The following is a 19478-nucleotide window of genomic DNA, read 5'->3' on the forward strand; positions in this document are numbered from 1 at the left end:
CTCACTTGCCTCCCGTCAGGATTTGCAAGGGGGCCAGGCCGCGTTGCACGCTTGAGTTGACCATGTTGGAGATGCCGTTGCCTGAACCTGAGCCGCGCCCAGCGGCGAGGTTGGGCAGTTGCGTCTGGTTGGTGACGTTGCCGCCAATGGTGTTGGTCTGTTGCGTGACCAGGGCGCTGATGCCGGCACCGCTGCTGATGTTGGCAAAGTCGCCATCGCTCAGTTCATGGGTCTGCTTGAGAATCTGCGCCGACGGGTTAGCGTTGACGGTGGTCGGGCTGGGGTCGGGAATCAGCGGCGGGATGGTCGCGTTGCGCGTCTGCACATCGCGGGTAATGGTGATGATCCCATTCTCGGCCTGGGCAGGCAGGCTCAAACCCGATCCGACGATGCTACTGACCAGCAGGAGCCGATAAATGCCTTTATCAAGATTCCCCACGATGGCAATTCCTTCTTTTGAGCGCTGGCCCTATTCAGCGTTGCGAATAAGAGAGCAGAAGGTGTGCCGCTTTCAGTTAATGCTGTGCAATCAACAGGTTGGGAAGAAAAGCTGAAGAAGAGCGGCTTTTTTTGTTTCACCGCTGAAACAGAGCATTTGGCCAGCCACTGGCAAAGCCAGCACAGGCCGTGCCTGGAGGGATTTTTGCAGGGGTGTATCACGGGGTTGACACTGCCCCAGGAACAGGGGCAACCCCCGCATTTGCGGGGACTATCACCCACCAGGGTGTGTCAGTGGCTTAACACTCGGTGGGGCAGGCTGGCGCATCGCTATCAAGCAGCGTAGCGACTGCTTGCAAGGCTCGCAACTGGCGTTGCGGCCAATTGCCATCAATCACCAACAGTGCTTGTTGATGGCGTTGCAGCCACTGCAGGCTATCGTCGAAAAAGCGCTGACGGTCGTTCAGGTCGGGGTGGCAACGCTGGCCATCGGCAACCCAGTCCACGCCTTGAGGGCTCAGTAACAGGTGCAGGTCGTAGTGCCTAGCAAGCAAGGCCTGTTCCAGCCAGGCCGGGCAGTCGTCGAACAGGGCGCGGCTCCAGAGCATGTTGCTGAGCAGGTGGGTGTCGAGTATCAACAGTTCGGGCGCTTGCGCGCGGGCGCGGTCTTCCCACTCGAGTTGGCCACGGGCGATGGTGGGGATGTCTGCGTAGCAGGTGTCGCGGCATTCATGGTCGATGAAGTGGCGCACGTATTCAGCGACCACCACGCCACCGAAATGCGCCTGCAGCACGCCACTTAGCCAGCTCTTACCACTGGATTCCGGCCCGCACAGCACCAGCACCTTCATGCTTGCACCAGCGCGGGGTCACGGCGCCATTCCAGCCAGCCACGTATGGCGATCAGCGTGAGCACCGCGAAGAAGCCTGCGGTGAAATACAGTTGCTGATGCAGGTACTGGCCGACATAGACGATGTCCACCACAAACCACAATGGCCAGCATTGCAGGCGTTTCTGTGCCATCCACAGTTGCGCGACCAGGCTGAAGCCGGTCAGCGTAGCGTCCAGCCAGGGCAGGGCGGCATCGGTCCAGTTGGCCATGGCTGCACCCAGGGCCGTGCTGAGCAGTGCGCCGAGTGCGAGCCCGGTGCACAGCGCGCGCGTGTGCAGGCGTGTCACCTGGCGGGCATCGTGCGCACGGCCCGGGCGCTTCCATTGCCACCAGCCGTACAACTGCAACAGGGCGTAGGCCACTTGCAGCAACATGCCCGAGTACAGCTTTACCTCGAAGAACAGCCAGCCATAGATCAACACCATGACCAACCCGATCGGCCAGCACCAGGCGTTCTGCTTGACGGTGAGCCAGACAGCAGTGACGCCGAGTACGGCGGCGATGAGTTCAAGGCCGGACATCGGCGATCCTTGGAGAGGCGATAAGAGGGGCGCGATTGTAGCTTGTCGATAATGGAAGGAGTAGTGCAGGAGCGCCCCGGCAAGGCCGCTCCCACAGGGGCTATACGCGGAACTGCCGCAGTAGCTGCTCCAGTTCCTGACTCAACCGCCCCAGCGCTGCGCCTGCATCACTCGACTGGCGTGCCGCCTCGGCGGTCTGCTGGGACAAGCCGGCGGTATCCAGCACGTTGCGGTTGATCTCCTCGACCACATGCGATTGCTGCAAGGTGGCACTGGCGATGGACGCGTTGAGCGCGGTCAGGTTATGCAGCACCTGGCTGATGGCATCCAGGCTGGCACCGGCCTCGCGGGCCTGCTCGATAGTCTGGCGCGAGGCCTCGCTGCTGGTGTCGATAGCCCGTACTGCCGCGTCCGACTGGCCTTGCAGGTGCTCGATCATGGTATGGATTTCGGCCGTGGACTGAGCGGTGCGCTGGGCCAGCAGGCGAACCTCGTCGGCGACCACCGCAAAGCCACGGCCCTGTTCACCGGCGCGTGCCGCTTCGATGGCCGCGTTGAGGGCGAGCAGGTTGGTCTGCTCGGCGATGGAGCGAATCACGTCCAGCACACCCCCAATGCGCGTGCTGTGCCCGGCCAAGTCGCGAATCACCTGGACAGCCTGGTCGATGGTCGCCGACAGCCGATCGATCTGTTCCAGGCTGCCATGAATGGCCTGCTGGCCATGCTGCACTTGTTGCTGGGCCGCGCGCATTTCCCCGGCGGCCTGCTCGGCCGTCTTGGCCACATCCTGCACGGCGTAGGTGACTTCGTTGACGGCCGTGGCCACCTGCTCCATCTGTTGGGATTGCTGGGCACTGTGCTGTTGCGCTGCCCCGGCGTTGTCACCGACATGGCCGGCGGACCTGGCCAGGTCATGGGCGGCGCCCTGTAGCTGGCCGACCACGCCCTGAAGCTTGCCGTTGAAGCGGTTGAAGTGTTCACCCAAGTGCGTGATTTCATCCCGGCCGTGGGTGTCCAGGCGTCGGGTCAGGTCGCTTTCGCCACTGGCGATTGTGCCCATGGCCTGCACGGCCTCCTGCAAGGGGCGGGCGATACTGCGGGCAATCAGCATGACCACCAGCGCCATCAGCAGCGCAATGCCCAGTCCGACCAGCGAGGCGTCGCGCAATTGCCGGGCAAATTCGGCCTGCACGTCATCGATGTACACGCCTGAGCCGATGACCCAGCCCCACGGCTTGAACAGCTGTATATAAGAGGTTTTCGCGACCGGTTCACTGGCGCCGGGTTTGGGCCAGCGATAGTTGACCGGGCCGGCGCCCTGGCTGCGGGCGAGGTTGACCATTTCGTTGAACACGGCAAAGCCGTCGGGGTCGCGAATGGCAGACAGGTCCTGGCCGTCGAGCTTGGGGTTGGCCGGATGCATGATCATCTTCGGCCCCAGGTCGTTGATCCAGAAGTAGTCGTCGTGGTCGTAACGCAGCGCGCGCACCACTTGCAACGCCTGTTGCTGGGCGGCATCGCGGCTCAACGTGCCGGCCGCCTCCAGGCCTTGGTAATAGGCCAGCACACCGGCTGCGGTCTGCACCACGTGGCGGGTCTTTTCCGCCTTGGCGTGGTACAGGTCGCCATGGATCTGGCGCAGCATCAGCAGGCCCAGGACTACCAGCATGGCCACCGCCACCAGCAGAATCAGCCACAGACGACGGCTGATCGACATCGATCTCAGGGTTTTCATCCAGGCACTCCCGCCTTGTTCTTGTTATTCAGGTGCATCCAAGCATGCTTTGCGACAAGCCCCCACTCGACTAATGGCTAAGTGCTAGTCTGGTCGTAGTCTGCAGCAACGGAACAAGCCATTGCAAAGCGGCTTTGATAGGATTTCGGCCGCGCAAGATGAAACCTTTAGGGGGCGTGAACTTTTCCACTGGCGTTACGCCCAACAGTCGCTGTAAAACAGCCGGGCCGTGTGCGGCAACTTCAAGTAAATCAAGAACAAGGGGCCTGCAGCAGCAGCGCTCCATCGGGGGAATGATGGATTTTTGGACTGCCTTTCAGGCAATCATCTTAGGCGTGGTCGAAGGGTTGACGGAGTTCTTGCCGATCTCCAGCACCGGGCACCAGATCATCGTCGCCGACCTCATCGGCTTTGGTGGCGAACGGGCCATGGCGTTCAACATCATCATTCAGCTTGCCGCCATCCTGGCGGTGGTGTGGGAATTCCGACGCAAGATACTCGACGTGGTCTTTGGGCTCACCACCCAGCCTACGGCGCGGCGCTTCACCGGTAACCTGTTGCTGGCGTTCATGCCGGCGGTGGTGTTGGGCGTGCTGTTCGCCGACCTGATTCACGAATACCTGTTCAACCCGATCACCGTGGCTGCGGCCTTGGTGGTGGGCGGCGTGATCATGCTCTGGGCCGAGCGCCGTGAGCACCGCGTGGAGGTCGACCACGTTGATGAGATGCGCTGGAGCCATGCCTTGAAAATTGGTTTCGTCCAGTGCCTGGCCATGATCCCGGGCACCTCGCGTTCTGGCTCGACCATCATTGGCGGCCTGCTGTTCGGCCTGTCGCGCAAGGCCGCGACCGAGTTCTCGTTCTTCCTAGCGATGCCGACCATGGTCGGTGCAGCGGTGTACTCCGGCTACAAGTACCGTGACTTGTTCCAGCCAAGCGACTTGCCGGTGTTCGCCATTGGCTTCGTGACCTCGTTCATCTTTGCCATGATCGCTGTGCGCGCCCTGCTCAAGTTCATCGCCAACCATAGCTACGCGGCCTTCGCCTGGTACCGTATCGCCTTTGGCCTGTTTATCCTGGCCACTTGGCAGTTCGGTTGGGTGGATTGGTCGACGGCGCACGGCTGATATGGGCAGAGAGCAACGCGAGGAGGGCGTACGTAATGTACGCCTGAAACTACTGGTTTTGGGCGCGCTGTGCCTGCTACCGGGCCTGGGCGCGGCGCAGATGGCCTGGCACGATCAGTCCTGGTTGCCGTTGGCGCTCTACCCGGCGGTGAGCCTGATCAGCCTGCTGCTGTACTGGCAAGACAAACACCAGGCACGCAGCCAGGCCTGGCGCACGCCAGAAAAAGTGCTGCATGCCAGCGAGCTGTTTGGCGGCTGGCCGGGGGCGCTGGTTGCTCAGCAGATGTTCCGGCACAAGACGCGCAAGCTGTCGTATCAGCTGGTGTTCTGGGGGATTGTGTTGCTGCATCAGGTGTTTTGGGCGGACTACCTGTTTTTGGGGCGCCACCTGCTCTGGGTGTCCTGACGCTCAGATCAACAAGCCCACCTGCAACCGCTTCGCCAGCTTTCGCACCACCAATTGGTGCGAACGCTGCAGCAAGTCACACAGCTCGTCGCGCCCCATGGGGTAAGGCGGCGCCATGCTGACCCACCGCGCCCGCGCAAGGTAGGGCGCGGGCCGCACGCCGGGGCGGTCGCAGTAGCCCAGAAACAGCTCATCGGCGACCTTGAACGATAACCCTGCGCCCGCCAGGTCCAGCACCGCGAACATCTTGTTGCCCGCGACCGAAAACACCCGGATACCGCCCCACTTATAGTCCTCCCGCGCACCGGGCAGGCTCAGGCAAAAGTCCGCCACCTGGTCTTCGGTCATTTTCTGCTTAGACATAAGCTCCCCACAGGCCTCGAACGACGCTGCCAGATGATCAATCCATACCCGTACGGCCGGCAACACACCGCGCCGGTGAGGGTACACCGCCTGCAGATACCCACCCGGCAATGACCAGTCCGGCAGCAGCCGCACCAGCTCGCCACGTTCCAGTTCCTCTTCGCAGAACATACTGGGCAGCGCAGTGAAGCCCAACCCGGCGCGGACCGCCGCATTGCGCACCACGAAATCATCAATGGCCAGGCGTGGCTCCAGGGCGATGTCCTGTTGGCGACCATTCGGGCCGAGCAGGCGAAAGTGTACCAGCCGGTCAGCTTCGGCCGCGCCCAGCACCGGCAATGAGGCCAGCTCGGCGGGCTCGCGAATGTGGTCGGCAAAGCCTGGAGCGGCGACCAGTTGCATCTGCGCCTGGCGCAGCCGGCGGGTCACCAGGGCCGGGTCCTCGTCGCCCAGGTCACGCACGCGCAGGGCTACGTCGATGCCTTCGGAAATCAGGTCGACCCGGCGGTTGAGCAGGACCATGTCCAGCTGTACCAGTGGGTACTGTGCAAGAAAACGGCTGATCACGTCCGGCAGAAACGCATGTGCCAGTGCTACCGGGCAGGACACCCGCAGCCGCCCGCGTGGTTCGCTGCTCATGCTGGCGACGGCCTCATCGGCGGCTTCTGCCTCCAGCAGCATGGCCTGGCAGTGGTGCAGGTAGCGCTCGCCCACGGCAGTCAGCTTGAGTTGCCGTGTGGTGCGCTGCAACAGGCGTGTGCCCAGGCGCTCTTCCAGCTCGGCGATGCGCCGTGACAGGCGTGATTTAGGGATGCCCAGCTGGCGCCCGGCAGCGGCGAAACCGCCGGCTTCGACCACGCGTGCGAAGTAGAAGAGGTCGTTGAGGTCTTGCATGGGAATGTCTCACTGTTCCATCTGTGGGACAAACTAACGCATTTTTGCCTGCTTATCAGCTATTCGTCATCCCGGTAGGATTCTCCCCATCGTGATCGCCCAATGCCGCGGTCTTCATTACAGGAGAGTCCCATGAAACTGTTGCACATCGATTCGAGCATCCTGGGCGACAATTCCGCCTCCCGCCAGCTGAGCCGCGAAGTGGTCGAAGCCTGGAAAGCCACCGACCCAAGCCTGGAAGTGGTCTACCGCGACCTGGCTGCCGACGCCATCGCCCACTTCTCCGCTGCTACCTTGGTGGCCGCCGGTACCGCAGAAGACATGCGCGATGCGGCCCAGGCCTTCGAAGCCAAGCTGAGCGCCGAAACCCTGGAAGAATTCCTCGCCGCCGACGCCGTTGTGATCGGTGCGCCGATGTACAACTTCACCGTGCCGACCCAGCTCAAGGCCTGGATTGACCGCGTAGCCGTTGCCGGCAAGACCTTCCGCTACACCGAAGCCGGCCCTGAAGGCCTGTGCGGTAACAAGAAGGTGATCCTGGTATCCACCGCCGGTGGCCTGCACGCTGGCCAGCCGACGGGTGCCGGCCATGAAGACTTCCTCAAGGTGTTCCTGGGCTTTATCGGTGTCACCGACCTGGAAATCGTACGCGCCCATGGTCTGGCCTACGGCCCAGAGCACCGCAGCCAGGCCATCGATGCCGCACAGGCCCAGATTGCCAACGAGCTGTTCGCAGCTGCCTGATTGCAGTAAAAGGGGGCGCCTTGCGCCCCATCGCCGGCAAGCCGGCTCCCACAGAGATAGCGCCAACCTCAGTTCTGGCGCTGTACCTGTGGGAGCCGGCTTGCCGGCGATTCGGCTGTGTCAGGCGACCGGGATCGTCGGGTCAGCCGCGGCCAGCGCCGCCGCACGATCGTTCGCGGCCGGTGGGTAGATCCAGACCGTGTTGATCTGCGATTTGAGCACCTTCGCCTCTGCCTTGTCTTCCGGTGGCGACACCTTGCGCTCCCAACCTTCGGTATACACTGCGCCCCAGGCGCCCAGGTCGAGGCAGGTGACGTACTTGGGCTGGCTGTAGGTCATCGGTGCCACGCCGATCAATTCGGCCACGGCATTGTTGCCGGCGTAGCGGCCCAGCGGGATCGCATGCTGGCAAGACATTACCGCATAGTTGCCAGCCTCGTCGCAGGCGGCATATGCAACGTCACCTGCCGCGTAGACCGCGTCGTTACCCTTGACCTTGAGGTTGCCGTCCACGTGCAGCCGGCCTTGGCGGTCCCGGTCACCGCTGATCTGCTCGGTCAATGGGTTGGCCTTGAACCCCACCGTCCAGATCACGGTATTGGCATCGATACGCTGGCCGTTATCCAGCAGGACGCCGTCGGGGTCCACCGAGGCCACGGTTGCGCCGCAGATCCATTCCACCCCCAAAGCCTCGGATGCCTGCTCGATCGCGGGGCGAATGCCATCACCCAAGGCTGCGCCGATCCTGGCGCCACGGTCGACGACCAGCACACGCAGTGTGGCCTGCTCACCGAGGATGTTGCGCAAGCGCGCCGGCAACTCGGTGGCAGTCTCGATGCCGGTGAAGCCACCCCCGGCCACCACCACGGTGTTGCGGGCAGGTGTGTCCGGCAGGCTAGCCAGGGACTTGAGGTGCGCCTCCAGGCGCGCCGCGCTGTCGATCTTGTCGACATCGAAAACATGCTCGATGCCGACCATGTCCGGCCGGTTGAGCACACTGCCGCAGGCCATGATCAGGCGGTCATAACCCAGCTCGCACTCGGTACCGCTTTGCGTGCGATAGCGTACGCGCCTGGCAGCTTCATCGATGTGGAAGGCCGTGCCTTGCACAAAGCGCACGTTCACCGCCTCAAACAGCGCCTCCAGCGGCGCGGCCATGGTGTGTACATCGGGCTCGTAGAAGCGCGGGCGTACATGCAGTTCGGCCTGGGGCGCGAGCAGCGTCACCTCGACATCATTGCGACCGTTCAAGTCCAGCTGGCGAACAGCGCTCAGGGCGCTCCAGAGGCCGGCAAAGCCCGCGCCAATGATCAGGATATTCTTCATCGTTGTGCTCCTGGAATGTCCGGGTACTCAAGGTAGCCCGTGTTTGAGGAGACCGATGTTACGAGCGACGAGCGTCACACCCTAGGCCAAAGAACCCTGAATTTCGGCCAACGAAACAGGCCGTGCAAAGCGGGCGCGGTAGTCACGCGGCGTTACTGCCAGATGACGCTGGAATGCCAGGCGCATGCGTTCTTCGTTGCCGAAACCGCACTGGCGCGCGACCTGCTCGATAGGGCTTTCGACGCTTTCCAGCAGGCGCCGCGCGGCTTCCAGGCGGAACACTTCGATAGCTTTGGCCGGTGTGCGGCCGGTCTTGAGCTTGTACACCCGGGTGAAGTTACGCAGGCTCATGTGCGCCTGTTCGGCCAGGTGTTCGACGCTCAGCCGCGGGTCGCCAAGGTGTTCGTTGAGCCACAGGTGCAGGGCTTCGAACTCGCTGCAATCGCGCCCCTGCAGCTTGAGCAGTTCACTGAATTGCGCCTGGCCGCCGGGCCGCTTGAGAAAGACCACCAACTCGCGTGCCACCTGCATCGCCACTTCACGGCCGCAGTCCAGTTCGACCAGGGCGAGGGCCATGTCGATGCCGGCGCTGACCCCGGCCGAGGTCCACACCGCGCCTTGCTGAACGAAGATCGACTCGTGGTCTACCTGCACCGCTGGGAAGTCGCGGCGCAGTACCTCGCACATGGCCCAGTGGGTGGCGGCGCGGCGCCCATCGAGCAAACCGGCGCTGGCCAGCAGAAATGTGCCGCTGCACACCGAGGCTGTGCGCCTGGCCTGCACGGCGGCGCGGCGCAGCCAGGCCACCAGCGGCGCGTGGTCGGGGAGGGTGCGGATGATGTCCGGGGCGCCGGGTACGATCAGCGTGTCGACTACCTGTGCCATCACGGTGTCCAAGGTTTCTGTCGCCACCACCAGGCCTTCAGCGGTTTGCTGCAGGCCGCCGTCAAGGCTGGCGGTGTGTACCCGATAGCCTGGTCGGCCGCGTTCGGCCATGGCCTTGGTGGCGGCCCAGAACACCGTCTGGGCGCCCGTGAGGTCGAGCAGGCCCATGTGCGGATAGGCGACGAAGACCACGACGCGAGGGTGGTCGACCGGTTGCAGCGCAGGCTCAAGCTGGTGGGCGTGTTCAGTCATTGGCGGATGGCCTGATCAAAAGTGACCGCTTGGCGGGCTCAAAAGGTCGGTGGCGTGATCACCCAGATCACCACGGCATCCACATCCCCAGGGTTGCCATAGCGATGCGGCTCCTGGCTGGAATAGCTGAAACTATCGCCTTCGCCCAGCTGAAAGTAGCGCTCGCCCACCCACAGTTCAAAACTGCCGCTGAGAATATACCCTGCCTCTTCGCCGTCATGGCTGTAGCTCTGCTGGCTGTAGGTGCCCGGTGGAAAGCGCGAGTGAAGCATTTCCAGCTGGCGGTTGGGCTGGGGTGTAAGCAGTTGGTCGACGATGCCGTCCTCATAATGCACGCTGAGGCGGCTGTTACGGCGTACCACGTAGCCCTGGTCCTCCGGTGCAGTGCTGGCCTCGCTGGCAAAGAACCACTGGATGGTCACACCCAGGCTGCGGGCAATGTTGAACAGTGCCGGGATCGACGGGTAAGAGAGGTTGCGCTCCAACTGGCTGATGTAGCCGGCCGTCAGCTCGCTCTGTGTGGCCAACTCCGCCAGGGTCATGCCGCGGCGCTTACGCAGGCCGCGAATGCGGGTTCCCAGAAACTGCGGCGCGGCGTTGCCGTCGTCGGTGGCGGAGGGGGGCTGCGGGAGTTGGCTCATGCACGTCGGTCCGTCGGAAAACGGCAGTATGTACAGCCTCAGAGTGCCCAGGCAACCGTCAGCCCATCGTGAATCGCCTCCTCGGCGGTACGCGGTGCCAGGCAGTCGCCGATGCGCCGAACGTTGACCAGGCCGGCCAGCTCCGAAGCCAAGGTGTCGTTTGGCTGGTGGCCCAGGCACAGCACCAAGGTGTCGATGCCTTCGAAGATCATCGGTTCGCCGCTGGCCGTGTGCTGCAAGTACACGCTGTTGTCATCGCAGCCATAGAGGCGGGCGTAGGGCGTGATGGGAATACCCAGGCGGTGCAGCTCGCCAGCCAGTTGATCGCGCACGTACAGCGGCAGGTTCTCGCCGCAATGGGTGCCGTTCACCGCCAATTGCACCTGATGCCCTTCGCGCGTCAGTCGCTCGGCGATACCCGGGCCGATCCAGTCGCAACGCCAGTCGATGACCAGGACCGAGCGCCCCGGGGTGACCGCGTTGCGCAGGATTTGCCAGGCATCCACTACCTGCAGTTCGCCGGCGCGTTCGAATGCCGGCCAGTAGGGCGTGGCGCCGGTGGCGGCAATCACCAGGTCGGGTCGCTCGCGCTCGACCAGTGCGCGGTCGACCCGCGTGTTGCGCACCACCTCCACGCCGGCCAAGGCCATTTCCCGTTGCAGGTTGGTGCTGGCGCCGCCGAATTCGCTGCGCCGGGGCAGCAGTTGCGCCAGCAGCACCTGGCCACCCAGTTGCGGGCCGGCCTCATACAGGGTGACGTGGTGGCCGCGCGCGGCGGCGACGGCGGCCGCCTTCATGCCTGCGGGGCCGCCGCCTGCAACCAGGATGCGCTTGGGGGCTGGGGTGGGGGTCATCTGGCCGTACTGCAGTTCGCGGCCGGTTTCTGGGCGCTGAATGCAGGAAATCGCCAGGCCGCGGTGAAAATGCCCGATGCATGCCTGGTTACAGGCAATGCAGGCGCGCACGTCCTCAACCCGGCCATGCTCGGTCTTGGTCGGCATCAGCGGGTCGCAGATCAGTGCGCGGGTCATGCCACACACGTCGGCCTGGCCACGCGCCAGGATCAGCTCGGCCTCTTGGGGTTGGTTGATGCGCCCAGTAACGAACAACGGAATGGCCAGGCGCTGCTTGAACGTACCGGCTTCGCGCGCCAGGTAGGCTGGCTCGATGGCCATGGGCGGGACGATATGCACCGCGCCCCCCTGGGACGCCGAGGTGCCAGCGACGATGTGCAGGTAGTCGAGCTGGCCTTGCAACGCTTCGGCGGCCGCCAGCGACTCGTCTTCGCTCAGGCCTTCACTGTCACGCTCGTCGGCGCTGATGCGCAGGCCGACGATGAAGTGTTCGTCGGTCGCGGCGCGCACCGCCGCCAACACTTCGCGCAGAAACCTCAGGCGCTGCTCCAGGCCGCCGTTGTAACCATCGGTGCGCAGGTTGACCCGCGGATTGAGAAACTGCGCAGGCAGGTAACCATGGCTGGCGACCACTTCGACGCCATCCAGCCCCGCCTGGTGCAGGCGGCGGGCGGCGCTGGCATAGCCCTGGATGATTTCATCGATCATCGGCTGGTCCAGCGCGCGCGGCATCACCCGGAAGCGCTCGTTGGGCACCGACGAGGCCGAATAGGCCACTGCCAGCAAGCCGTCGGCAGATTCCATGATCTCCCGCCCCGGATGAAACAGCTGCGACAGCACCACGGTGCCGTGTTCATGGCAGGCCTCGGCCAGGCGCCGGTAGCCGTCGATGCAGGCATCGTCGGTGGCCATCAGCACGTGGGAGGTGTAGCGGGCGCTGTCATGCACACCGGCCACCTGCAGCACGATCAGGCCAACCCCACCGGCGGCGCGGTCTCGCTGGTAAGCGATGAGCTTGTCGTTGACCAGGTTGTCGGTGGGCAGGCACGTGTCGTGGCCCGTGGACATGATGCGGTTCTTCAGCCGTTTGCCGCGAATCTGCAAGGCTTCGAACAGGTGGGGAAAGGCAGTTTGCATACGGGCGGCTCCGGTGCGGTGTTGTTCTTGTTTTGTTTATGAAAGTGTACCGACAGTAAAAAATCAACTTGTTTTTTTACTGGTGCGCGGCTAGGTTTTCTTCACCCTCACTGGTGAGGGCGTGACCTCACAACAACAAGAAATCGGGCCCTTGGGCACCGGCAGGAGGCAACCTCGATGCATGCATTCCCTCGCACAACCCACCTTTGCGCAGCGCTTCTGGCCCTTGGCTTGGGCAGTGCGCACGCTGCGCCGCAGATGGTCGTGGTCGGCTATGGCGGCGCCGGTCAGAAAGCCCAGGACGAGGCGATCTTCAAGCCTTTCAGTGCCCAGGACGGCAGCAAGTTGATCCAGAGCGAATACAACGGCGAAATGGCCCGTATCCAGGTCATGGCCGATACCGGCAACGTCGATTGGGACGTGGTGCAGATCGAGGGGCCCGACCTGATGCGCGGCTGTGAGGAGGGCATCTATGAGCGGCTGGACTGGCAGCGCCTGGGCCATGCCGCCGAGCTGATACCGGATGCCGCGCAGGACTGCGGTTCTGCCGCCCTGGTGTGGAGCGTGGCGATTGCCTACGACCGCAACAAGCTGGCTCAAGCCCCGGCTTCATGGGCCGACTTCTGGGACGTCAGCAAGTACCCAGGCAAACGTGGCCTGCGCAAGCGTGCGGTGTACAACCTGGAGTTCGCCTTGCTGGCTGATGGGGTCAAGATCGAGGACGTGTACACGGTGCTGTCAACGCCAGCCGGGGTCGACCGCGCGTTTGCCAAACTCACTGAGCTCAAGCCCTATATCCAGTGGTGGGACGCGGGTGCCCAGCCGGCCCAGTGGCTGACTGCCGGCGATGTGGTGATGACGTCTACCTACAGCGGCCGCATCGCGGTGGCAGCGCAGCAGGGCAGCCCGCTGGCATTGGTCTGGCCGGGCAGCCTGTATGGCATGGACTATTGGGCGATCATCAAGGGCTCGCGGCATGTCGACCAGGCCAAGCGGCTGATCGCCTATGCCAACCAGCCTGATACCCAGGTGCGTTACGTCGAGCAGATCCCCTATGGGCCCACCAACACCCAGGCAGCGGCCAGGCTCGCCCCGGCGCTGGCCGGCTGGGTGCCAACCTCGCCACAGAACCTGCAGGGGGCGCTGGCGATGAACGTGGCGTTCTGGGTCGACCATGGCGAAGAGCTGGAGCAGCGATTCAATGCTTGGGCTACCAAATAGCCTAGTGTTCACAGCTGCCTTTCTAACAGGACGAACGAGAAATGACCCTTACCGAACAGACCCTGCGTCAGGAGCTGGCGGCCTGCTACCGCCTGGTCGCTCACTTTCGCATGAGCGACCTGATCTTCACGCACATCTCGCTGCGCGTGCCTGGGCCGGAGCACCACTTTCTGATCAACCCCTACGGCTTGCTGTTCGACGAGATCACAGCCTCCAGCCTGGTGAAGATCGACTTGCATGGGCAGCCAGTCGAGGCGACCCCACACCCGGTCAACCCGGCCGGGTTCGTCATCCACAGTGCTATTCATGCGGCTCGCGAAGACGCCCACTGCGTGCTGCACACCCACACCCGGGCCGGGTGTGCGGTGGCGGCACTGGAATGTGGCCTGCTGCCGGTAAACCAGATGTCCATGGAGTTTCATGGCAAGGTTGCCTACCACGATTACGAAGGCATCGCCCTGGACCTGGATGAGCAACAGCGCTTGGTGGCCGACCTGGGTGACCGGCCGGTGATGATCCTGCGTAATCATGGGTTGCTGACCACCGGGCGTTCTGTGGCCGAAGCCTTCCTGCGCATGTACTACCTGGAAAAAGCCTGCGAGATCCAGTTGGCGGCGCAGAGTGCCGGGCAATTGATCCTGCCGCCGGCCGCCGTGTGTGAGCGTACCGAGCAGCAGTTCAATGCGCCACTGAAGGGCTTGAAGCAGGGCGAACTGTCGGACCCGGATGCAGTGGGGCTGGCGTGGGGCGCGCTGCTGCGGATGCTGGAGCGGGTGGCGCCGGGTTACCGCGACTGATGGTTGAATGCCACGGCGTATGAAGACTGCAACAGTGACACTGTTGCGCAACCCTGCGCCCTAACTGTGCTGGTCCCTGGAAAAGGAATAGCCTTATGCTGTAACGAAATATGTCTAGAAAGCCTGAAGAAGGATGTCGCAATGCCGCTCAAGGACCTGCTGATCGCCCTGGTGGTGATTGTTGCGTGGGGAGTCAACTTCGTGGTCATCAAGGTCGGCCTGGATGGCCTGCCGCCGATGCTGCTGGGGGCGTTGCGCTTCTTGTTGGTGGCCTTCCCGGCGGTGTTGCTGGTAAAGCGGCCCAAGCTGCCCTGGCGCTGGCTGATCGCTTATGGCGCGACGATCTCCTTGGGGCAGTTCGCCTTCTTGTTCCAGGCCATGTACAGCGGTATGCCGCCGGGGTTGGCGTCGTTGATCCTGCAATCCCAGGCATTCTTCACTTTGGGTTTCGCTGCGTTGTTCCTGGGTGAGCGGTTGCGCCTTGCCAGCCTGCTGGGGCTGCTGGTGGCGGCCAGCGGGTTGGCCTTGATCGGCAGTGAAGACGGCGGCCATGTGCCGATGCTTGCGCTGTTGCTGACCCTGTGCGCGGGCGCGATGTGGGGCGTGGGCAACATCATCACGCGGCGTTTCGGGTCGGTCGACCTGGTGGCACTGGTGATCTGGGGCGGGCTGATTCCACCGTTGCCATTCTTGGCTTTGTCGTGGTGGCTGGAAGGGCCTGAGCGCATCGGCCATGCCTTGGCCAACATCGGTTGGAACTCGGTACTGGCGTTGGCCTACCTGGCATTCGTCGCCACCATGCTCGGCTACAGCCTGTGGAGCAAGCTGTTGTCGCGCCACCCGGCGGGCAAGGTCGCGCCATTCTCGCTGCTGGTCCCCGTGATTGGCTTGAGCTCCTCGGCCTGGTTGCTGGGGGAACGCCTGACCATGTTGCAGGGGTGGGGTGCGTTGCTGGTGATGGTCGGGCTGCTGGTGAATGTGTTTGGCGCGAAGATCGGCCAGCGGTTACGTGCGGCCAGCGTCTCCTGACGCCGGGCTGCCAGTGCTCTGTTAGAATTGGCGCTTTTCGCCAGGCCAACGGAGCACTTTCATGATCATCTCCACCACCAGCCAGCTCGAAGGCCGTCCGATTGCCGACTACCTGGGCGTCGTCAGTTCTGAGTCCGTGCAGGGCATCAACTTTGTGCGGGATTTCTTCGCGCGTTTCCGCGACTTCTTCGGTGGCCGCTCACAAACCCTGGAGAGCGCACTACGCGAGGCCCGCGAACAGGCTACCGAAGAGTTGAAAGCGCGCGCACGGCAGTTGAATGCTGATGCCGTAGTCGGTGTGGATTTCGAAATCAGCATGCCATCGGTGCAGGGCGGCATGGTGGTGGTGTTCGCCACTGGCACGGCAGTCCGCCTGAAGTAAGGCCATGTGCCACTGGTCGGGGGTAAAGCGTTTGGCCGGGCAGTCTGCAAATGACCAGCTAGTCTCACTTTTACCGGCCGCGTTCACCTAGGCAATACATCTGCTTGCCGGCGCGACCACCACTGGAGGGAGACTGGGCATGAGCGAATCCTTTTTTGAAGACCTGAACGACGCATTCCCGATCAACAGCCAGGTGCGTTGCGGCCAGTCGGCATTCCGTCTGGGCTTCGCCAACATGACGCTGGATGATTCGGAACAGCTTCAGCCTGCACATCTGCAGCGCACCAAGAAGGGCCGCTTCATGCCGCGGGTTCCGCTGAAAAAGTGATCCCGCTCCAGCAACCCCGCCAAACGGCGGGGTTTTTATTGCCATTCGTTGACGCCGCTCATGGCATCGCTGGGTTGCGCTCGCAGGGCTTGCGAAGATGTGGTTTTCTGGCGCGGCATTTCAGCAAACGGAGATTGAACGCTCATGCGAGTCAGGGAAGAGACCTATTGGCAGTGGGCCGACGCTCAACTGCACAGCCGCAGCCACGATGAAGCACTCAGTGACGGCACCACGCTGGATGTGCAGGTGCGGTTGTCGCGCCTCGGCGCCACCCAGTTGTTCCTCGGTGTGTACGCCGGCAATGGCCGGGCAGTGCTGGAAGAGTATTACCCCTCGCGCCCTGGCGAGACCATGACCCGTGCGCTGGTCTGGGGCGTCGAGCGGGCCCGCGCACTGGCTACCGGCGCCTTGCCGCTGCCAACCGTGGCGCAACCGCGCAAGCGCGCATGAAAAAACCCGGCCTTTTGGGGCCGGGCTTGAGGGTGCGGGTAGCCACTCAGTTGAGCGGTTCGATCACCTTGACTGCCTGCCGCTCACGGGCGGCGGGCCATTCTTGTTGCAGGGTCTGCAGCACGCGGCCAACGAACTCGGTGTCGGCAGCGGCCTTCTTGCCGACGTAGCCTTGGCCACGGCGGTAGACCTTGAAGCGTGCACGCATGCTGGGCAGGTGCTCTTCGAATTCAGCTTCGATGGTGTTCGGTGGCAGGCGGTCGAGACGCACCTCACCGGTCTGGCTGACCCACAGCAGATGGTCGTCGAGGCTGTCCTTGCGCACGGCGAACAGCTGGGCCAATTGGTCGATTGTGGGATTGTTGTTCAAGTTCATCATAAAGCCCCCATTACCCATTCGTAGGTGATTTTCACAGTTGGCGCTACCACGGTGTAGCGCACTACCAAGGCTGCTACAGCAGCATCGCAACAGGGGCTTTCACACGCTGCCTTTTGGACAGTTCCCTCTCCACGGACGGCCTGCGTTACCGCGCAAGCCGTCTGGAACACCCTTGCCACCGCTCCCGATCGGGGAGACGACTCAATCATGCCCAAGCGCGATGAACGGCGTCAACAGTTTTGTAGTGAATATTTTTACTCACTACATTTTTGTCATGTTGTTCGACAATCCAAGCGCTGGCCGGCGTAAAACCGGCCGCAGCCTTCAAAGCCCCTCAAGAATCTGGAAGGCCGCACGCACGCGGGCTTCGTTCGGATAATTACGGTTGGCCAGCAACACCACGGCCATGTTTTTGGCAGGAATAAAAGCGGCGTACGCGCCAAAACCGCTGGTTGCGCCGGTCTTGTTGTACCAGGCCTCACGCGGGGCAGGGCTGGCAGGGACGAGGCGGGTGGTGGCCTGAGGTTCACGGATCAGGCGAGGGCTGTTGCCATCGATCAGGGTGCCTAGCGCAACCGGATAAGGGTAATGCTCCCAGCCAAGGCCTTGGGTCATGGCGCCGACCTGGAAGTAGCCCTTATGGGTGATCGCGATAGCGTTTTGCAGTGCAGCGCGCAGGCCGTCTGGCTGCATCTGCAGGCGCACGTAGCGCAGCATGTCGCTGGCGCTGGTCTTGATGCCATAGGCTTCATCGGCATAAGGGCCTGGGCTGACGCGTACCGGGCGGTCTTGTGCGTCGTAGCCTTGGGCATAGAGCCCTTGGGCGCTGGCGGGCACTTGCAGGTAGGTGTGTTTCAGGCCCAGTTGCACCAGCAGGCCCTGGCTCATCAGCTCCGCGAAGGGGCGCTGTTGCGCGCGTGCCGCCAAATCGCCGAACAGGCCCAGGCTCGGGTTGGAATAGCAGCGCTGGGTGCCCGGCGCGGCGCGAGGCTTCCAGTGGCGGAAGAAGTCCACGACCTGTTGCGGCGTCTGCACTTCATCGGGGAACTGCAACGGTAGGCAATCGGCGCTGTAGGCCCCCAGTTCCAGCACGCTGGCGTCCCCCAGTGGCACCCCAGCCAGTGCGGGCTGATAGCGTTTTGCCGGGGCCTGAAGGTCCAGTTTGCCTTCGGCGCTGGCCAGGGCAGCGAGGGTAGCCGTGTAGGTCTTGCTCAACGAGCCGACCTCGAACAGGGTGTCTTGGGTAACCGGCGTGCCCTCGGCCTTGCTGGCCACGCCATAGTTGAAATAGTGCGCCTGGCCGTGGGCGTACACCGCCACGGCCATGCCGGCGATGCCTTGTTCCTGCATCAGTGTGCGAATGAGGGGGTCGACGCGTGCTTGCAGCGTGTCGTCAGCCTGAGCGGCTGCGTGGCCCATGGCGAATGTGATGACAGCAGCCAGTGCGGCCAGGCGAGGGAGCAACATGGGCAGGTCCTTTGTGGGGTTGTGTCCGTTCATCGACACCTGTGGGGGTTCCGGCGTTAGCGAAGAAAAGCCGCAGACCTTATCGTCTGCCCTTGCACAATGACAAGACGGAACCTGTGATGAAGTATTTGCGGATGTTATTCGACAATTTCACCCTGGCGCTGCTCGGGGTGGTGCTGATCGCCACCGTGCTGCCCTGCTCAGGTGACGGTGCAGTGTATTTTGGCTGGCTGACCAACCTGGCCATCGGCCTGCTGTTCTTCCTGCACGGCGCCAAGTTGTCGCGCGAAGCGATCATCGCCGGGGCCGGGCACTGGCGCCTGCACGCGTTAGTGTTCTCCTGCACCTTTGTACTGTTCCCCTTGCTGGGGTTGGCGTTCAAGCCGCTGTTCGTGCCGCTGGTTGGCAACGAGCTGTACTTGGGCGTGCTGTACCTGTGTGCGTTGCCGGCCACTGTGCAGTCAGCCATCGCGTTCACCTCCCTGGCCCGCGGTAACGTGCCGGCCGCCATTTGCAGCGCTGCCGCTTCGAGCCTGCTGGGCATCTTCCTCACGCCGCTGCTGGTGATGATGTTGTTGGGCGCCAGCGGTGACACTGGGTCGGGGCTGGATGCCGTACTGAAAATCACCCTGCAGCTGCTAGTGCCCTTCGTGGCCGGGCAGATAGCACGCCGCTGGATCGGCGCATGGGTCAAGCGCAACGCGCGCTGGCTCAAGGTCGTGGACCAGGGATCGATCCTGCTGGTGGTGTACACCGCGTTCAGTGAAGCGGTGGTGACGGGCCTGTGGCACACGGTATCGCCACAGCACCTGGCGGGGCTGTTCGTGGTCTGCGGGATTTTGTTGGCGGTGGTGCTGTATGGCACCCGTTTCCTTGGCAAGGTGCTGGGCTTTGACCTTGAAGACCGCATCACCATTCTGTTCGCCGGTTCGAAAAAGAGCCTGGCGACCGGCGTGCCGATGGCTCAGGTGCTGTTTGTGGGCAGTGGCATTGGCGCGATGATTTTGCCGCTGATGCTGTTCCATCAGATCCAGCTGATGGTGTGCGCGGTGCTGGCACAGCGTTATGCCAGCCGTGAGGATGTGGGTGAGAAGGCCCCTGTATCGTCCTGATAGACAAGGGGTATACCTACTGCTGACTGTGTGAGAGCAACTGTCTTGTGGTGCGTGTTCCGGCCTCTTCGCGGGCAAGTCGGACCGCCGCACCGCC

General features: G+C 63.1%; 21 protein-coding genes and 1 pseudogene. 10 read left to right on the forward strand and 12 right to left on the reverse strand.

Going from position 1 to position 19478, the window contains the following annotated elements; genetic code table 11:
- Position 1: 1 nt before the first annotated feature.
- The 4 genes from fapA to mcpP all read right to left on the reverse strand — a co-directional run bounded on the left by fapA (position 2) and on the right by mcpP (position 3587).
- Positions 2-439: a functional amyloid chaperone FapA gene (fapA, locus tag HU750_RS02740; RefSeq protein ID WP_027594772.1), complete on the reverse strand. Its 438-nt coding sequence runs from the start codon at positions 437-439 to the stop codon at positions 2-4.
- Positions 440-737: 298 nt separating this feature from the next.
- The gene (locus tag HU750_RS02745) at positions 738-1289 is read right to left on the reverse strand and encodes an ATP/GTP-binding protein (protein WP_186676436.1); all 552 of its coding nucleotides are present in this window, start codon (positions 1287-1289) and stop codon (positions 738-740) included.
- A complete protein-coding gene (gene pnuC, locus HU750_RS02750) occupies positions 1286-1852 on the reverse strand; it encodes a nicotinamide riboside transporter PnuC (protein WP_027594774.1) in 567 nt (188 codons plus the stop codon). Before pnuC ends, HU750_RS02745 begins: the two co-directional genes overlap by 4 nt.
- A 100-nt stretch (positions 1853-1952) precedes the next feature.
- Positions 1953-3587 (reverse strand): methyl-accepting chemotaxis protein McpP, encoded by a 1635-nt coding sequence (gene mcpP, locus HU750_RS02755; protein ID WP_027594775.1) that lies wholly within the window; start codon positions 3585-3587, stop codon positions 1953-1955.
- Between the two features lie 296 nt (positions 3588-3883).
- On the opposite strand from mcpP, the gene HU750_RS02760 reads away from it, so the two are divergent.
- Positions 3884-4714 (forward strand): undecaprenyl-diphosphate phosphatase, encoded by an 831-nt coding sequence (locus HU750_RS02760; RefSeq protein ID WP_099455835.1) that lies wholly within the window; start codon positions 3884-3886, stop codon positions 4712-4714.
- A 1-nt stretch (position 4715) separates the two neighbouring features.
- The gene (locus tag HU750_RS02765) at positions 4716-5120 is read left to right on the forward strand and encodes a DUF1294 domain-containing protein (RefSeq protein ID WP_186676438.1); all 405 of its coding nucleotides are present in this window, start codon (positions 4716-4718) and stop codon (positions 5118-5120) included.
- A 3-nt stretch (positions 5121-5123) separates the two neighbouring features.
- Here the strand turns inward: HU750_RS02765 and HU750_RS27095 are convergent, their stop codons facing one another.
- Together HU750_RS27095 and HU750_RS02770 are read right to left on the reverse strand one after the other, a co-directional pair.
- Positions 5124-5483 carry an MmcQ/YjbR family DNA-binding protein gene (locus HU750_RS27095; protein ID WP_186702706.1) on the reverse strand — a complete coding sequence of 120 codons (360 nt, stop codon included), beginning with the start codon at positions 5481-5483 and terminating at the stop codon, positions 5124-5126.
- Between the two features lie 3 nt (positions 5484-5486).
- Positions 5487-6377: pseudogene (locus HU750_RS02770) on the reverse strand (LysR substrate-binding domain-containing protein); the annotation flags it as partial.
- 132 nt (positions 6378-6509) lie between these two features.
- Between HU750_RS02770 and HU750_RS02775 the strand changes: the two are divergent.
- Entirely contained in the window at positions 6510-7121 is a 612-nt protein-coding gene (locus tag HU750_RS02775) for an FMN-dependent NADH-azoreductase (protein WP_027594780.1), read from the forward strand.
- 120 nt (positions 7122-7241) lie between these two features.
- On the opposite strand, the gene HU750_RS02780 is transcribed toward HU750_RS02775, so the two are convergent.
- The 4 genes from HU750_RS02780 to HU750_RS02795 all read right to left on the reverse strand — a co-directional run bounded on the left by HU750_RS02780 (position 7242) and on the right by HU750_RS02795 (position 12216).
- Positions 7242-8447 carry an NAD(P)/FAD-dependent oxidoreductase gene (locus tag HU750_RS02780; RefSeq protein WP_186676442.1) on the reverse strand — a complete coding sequence of 402 codons (1206 nt, stop codon included), beginning with the start codon at positions 8445-8447 and terminating at the stop codon, positions 7242-7244.
- An 81-nt stretch (positions 8448-8528) separates the two neighbouring features.
- Positions 8529-9584, reverse strand: a complete 1056-nt coding sequence (locus HU750_RS02785; RefSeq protein WP_186676449.1) for a GlxA family transcriptional regulator — start codon at positions 9582-9584, stop codon at positions 8529-8531.
- A gap of 38 nt (positions 9585-9622) precedes the next feature.
- Entirely contained in the window at positions 9623-10225 is a 603-nt protein-coding gene (locus tag HU750_RS02790) for a cupin domain-containing protein (RefSeq protein ID WP_186676452.1), read from the reverse strand.
- A gap of 38 nt (positions 10226-10263) precedes the next feature.
- Positions 10264-12216, reverse strand: a complete 1953-nt coding sequence (locus HU750_RS02795) for an oxidoreductase (RefSeq protein ID WP_186676461.1) — start codon at positions 12214-12216, stop codon at positions 10264-10266.
- Positions 12217-12393: 177 nt separating this feature from the next.
- On the opposite strand from HU750_RS02795, the gene HU750_RS02800 reads away from it, so the two are divergent.
- The 6 genes from HU750_RS02800 (at position 12394) to HU750_RS02825 (ending at position 16423) form a co-directional block, all read left to right on the forward strand.
- Entirely contained in the window at positions 12394-13437 is a 1044-nt protein-coding gene (locus HU750_RS02800; RefSeq protein WP_186676464.1) for an ABC transporter substrate-binding protein, read from the forward strand.
- 41 nt (positions 13438-13478) lie between these two features.
- Positions 13479-14234: a class II aldolase/adducin family protein gene (locus HU750_RS02805; protein ID WP_186676467.1), complete on the forward strand. Its 756-nt coding sequence runs from the start codon at positions 13479-13481 to the stop codon at positions 14232-14234.
- 141 nt (positions 14235-14375) lie between these two features.
- The gene (locus tag HU750_RS02810) at positions 14376-15263 is read left to right on the forward strand and encodes an EamA family transporter (protein WP_085273494.1); all 888 of its coding nucleotides are present in this window, start codon (positions 14376-14378) and stop codon (positions 15261-15263) included.
- 61 nt (positions 15264-15324) lie between these two features.
- Positions 15325-15645, forward strand: a complete 321-nt coding sequence (locus HU750_RS02815) for a YbjQ family protein (protein WP_027594788.1) — start codon at positions 15325-15327, stop codon at positions 15643-15645.
- 139 nt (positions 15646-15784) lie between these two features.
- Positions 15785-15973 (forward strand): hypothetical protein, encoded by a 189-nt coding sequence (locus HU750_RS02820; protein ID WP_027594789.1) that lies wholly within the window; start codon positions 15785-15787, stop codon positions 15971-15973.
- Between the two features lie 144 nt (positions 15974-16117).
- Positions 16118-16423, forward strand: coding sequence for a hypothetical protein (locus HU750_RS02825; RefSeq protein WP_186676470.1), 306 nt, complete (start codon positions 16118-16120; stop codon positions 16421-16423).
- Between the two features lie 46 nt (positions 16424-16469).
- On the opposite strand, the gene HU750_RS02830 is transcribed toward HU750_RS02825, so the two are convergent.
- The gene (locus HU750_RS02830) at positions 16470-16802 is read right to left on the reverse strand and encodes a hypothetical protein (protein ID WP_027594791.1); all 333 of its coding nucleotides are present in this window, start codon (positions 16800-16802) and stop codon (positions 16470-16472) included.
- A 324-nt stretch (positions 16803-17126) separates the two neighbouring features.
- Positions 17127-18269: a class C beta-lactamase gene (ampC, locus tag HU750_RS02835; protein WP_186676473.1), complete on the reverse strand. Its 1143-nt coding sequence runs from the start codon at positions 18267-18269 to the stop codon at positions 17127-17129.
- A gap of 119 nt (positions 18270-18388) precedes the next feature.
- Here ampC and HU750_RS02840 point away from each other — a divergent pair, with 119 nt between their 5' ends.
- Entirely contained in the window at positions 18389-19381 is a 993-nt protein-coding gene (locus HU750_RS02840) for a bile acid:sodium symporter family protein (protein WP_099429524.1), read from the forward strand.
- Positions 19382-19478 lie beyond the last annotated feature (97 nt).

It is taken from the genome of Pseudomonas sp. SWRI50, assembly GCF_014269095.1.
In the GTDB taxonomy this organism is placed as follows: Bacteria; Pseudomonadota; Gammaproteobacteria; order Pseudomonadales; family Pseudomonadaceae; genus Aquipseudomonas; species Aquipseudomonas kermanshahensis.

Coding starts and splice junctions, on each gene's coding strand:
- HU750_RS02745 (WP_186676436.1), bottom strand. CDS start 1,289: ATGAAGGTGCTGGTGCTGTGCGGGCCGGAATCCAGTGGTAAGAGCTGG.
- HU750_RS02825 (WP_186676470.1), top strand. CDS start 16,118: ATGCGAGTCAGGGAAGAGACCTATTGGCAGTGGGCCGACGCTCAACTG.
- HU750_RS02800 (WP_186676464.1), top strand. CDS start 12,394: ATGCATGCATTCCCTCGCACAACCCACCTTTGCGCAGCGCTTCTGGCC.
- HU750_RS02805 (WP_186676467.1), top strand. CDS start 13,479: ATGACCCTTACCGAACAGACCCTGCGTCAGGAGCTGGCGGCCTGCTAC.
- HU750_RS02765 (WP_186676438.1), top strand. CDS start 4,716: ATGGGCAGAGAGCAACGCGAGGAGGGCGTACGTAATGTACGCCTGAAA.
- HU750_RS02785 (WP_186676449.1), bottom strand. CDS start 9,584: ATGACTGAACACGCCCACCAGCTTGAGCCTGCGCTGCAACCGGTCGAC.
- pnuC (WP_027594774.1), bottom strand. CDS start 1,852: ATGTCCGGCCTTGAACTCATCGCCGCCGTACTCGGCGTCACTGCTGTC.
- HU750_RS02795 (WP_186676461.1), bottom strand. CDS start 12,216: ATGCAAACTGCCTTTCCCCACCTGTTCGAAGCCTTGCAGATTCGCGGC.
- mcpP (WP_027594775.1), bottom strand. CDS start 3,587: ATGAAAACCCTGAGATCGATGTCGATCAGCCGTCGTCTGTGGCTGATT.
- HU750_RS27095 (WP_186702706.1), bottom strand. CDS start 5,483: ATGTCTAAGCAGAAAATGACCGAAGACCAGGTGGCGGACTTTTGCCTG.
- HU750_RS02840 (WP_099429524.1), top strand. CDS start 18,389: ATGAAGTATTTGCGGATGTTATTCGACAATTTCACCCTGGCGCTGCTC.
- HU750_RS02780 (WP_186676442.1), bottom strand. CDS start 8,447: ATGAAGAATATCCTGATCATTGGCGCGGGCTTTGCCGGCCTCTGGAGC.
- ampC (WP_186676473.1), bottom strand. CDS start 18,269: ATGTTGCTCCCTCGCCTGGCCGCACTGGCTGCTGTCATCACATTCGCC.
- HU750_RS02815 (WP_027594788.1), top strand. CDS start 15,325: ATGATCATCTCCACCACCAGCCAGCTCGAAGGCCGTCCGATTGCCGAC.
- HU750_RS02790 (WP_186676452.1), bottom strand. CDS start 10,225: ATGAGCCAACTCCCGCAGCCCCCCTCCGCCACCGACGACGGCAACGCC.
- HU750_RS02775 (WP_027594780.1), top strand. CDS start 6,510: ATGAAACTGTTGCACATCGATTCGAGCATCCTGGGCGACAATTCCGCC.
- HU750_RS02810 (WP_085273494.1), top strand. CDS start 14,376: ATGCCGCTCAAGGACCTGCTGATCGCCCTGGTGGTGATTGTTGCGTGG.
- HU750_RS02760 (WP_099455835.1), top strand. CDS start 3,884: ATGGATTTTTGGACTGCCTTTCAGGCAATCATCTTAGGCGTGGTCGAA.
- HU750_RS02820 (WP_027594789.1), top strand. CDS start 15,785: ATGAGCGAATCCTTTTTTGAAGACCTGAACGACGCATTCCCGATCAAC.
- HU750_RS02830 (WP_027594791.1), bottom strand. CDS start 16,802: ATGATGAACTTGAACAACAATCCCACAATCGACCAATTGGCCCAGCTG.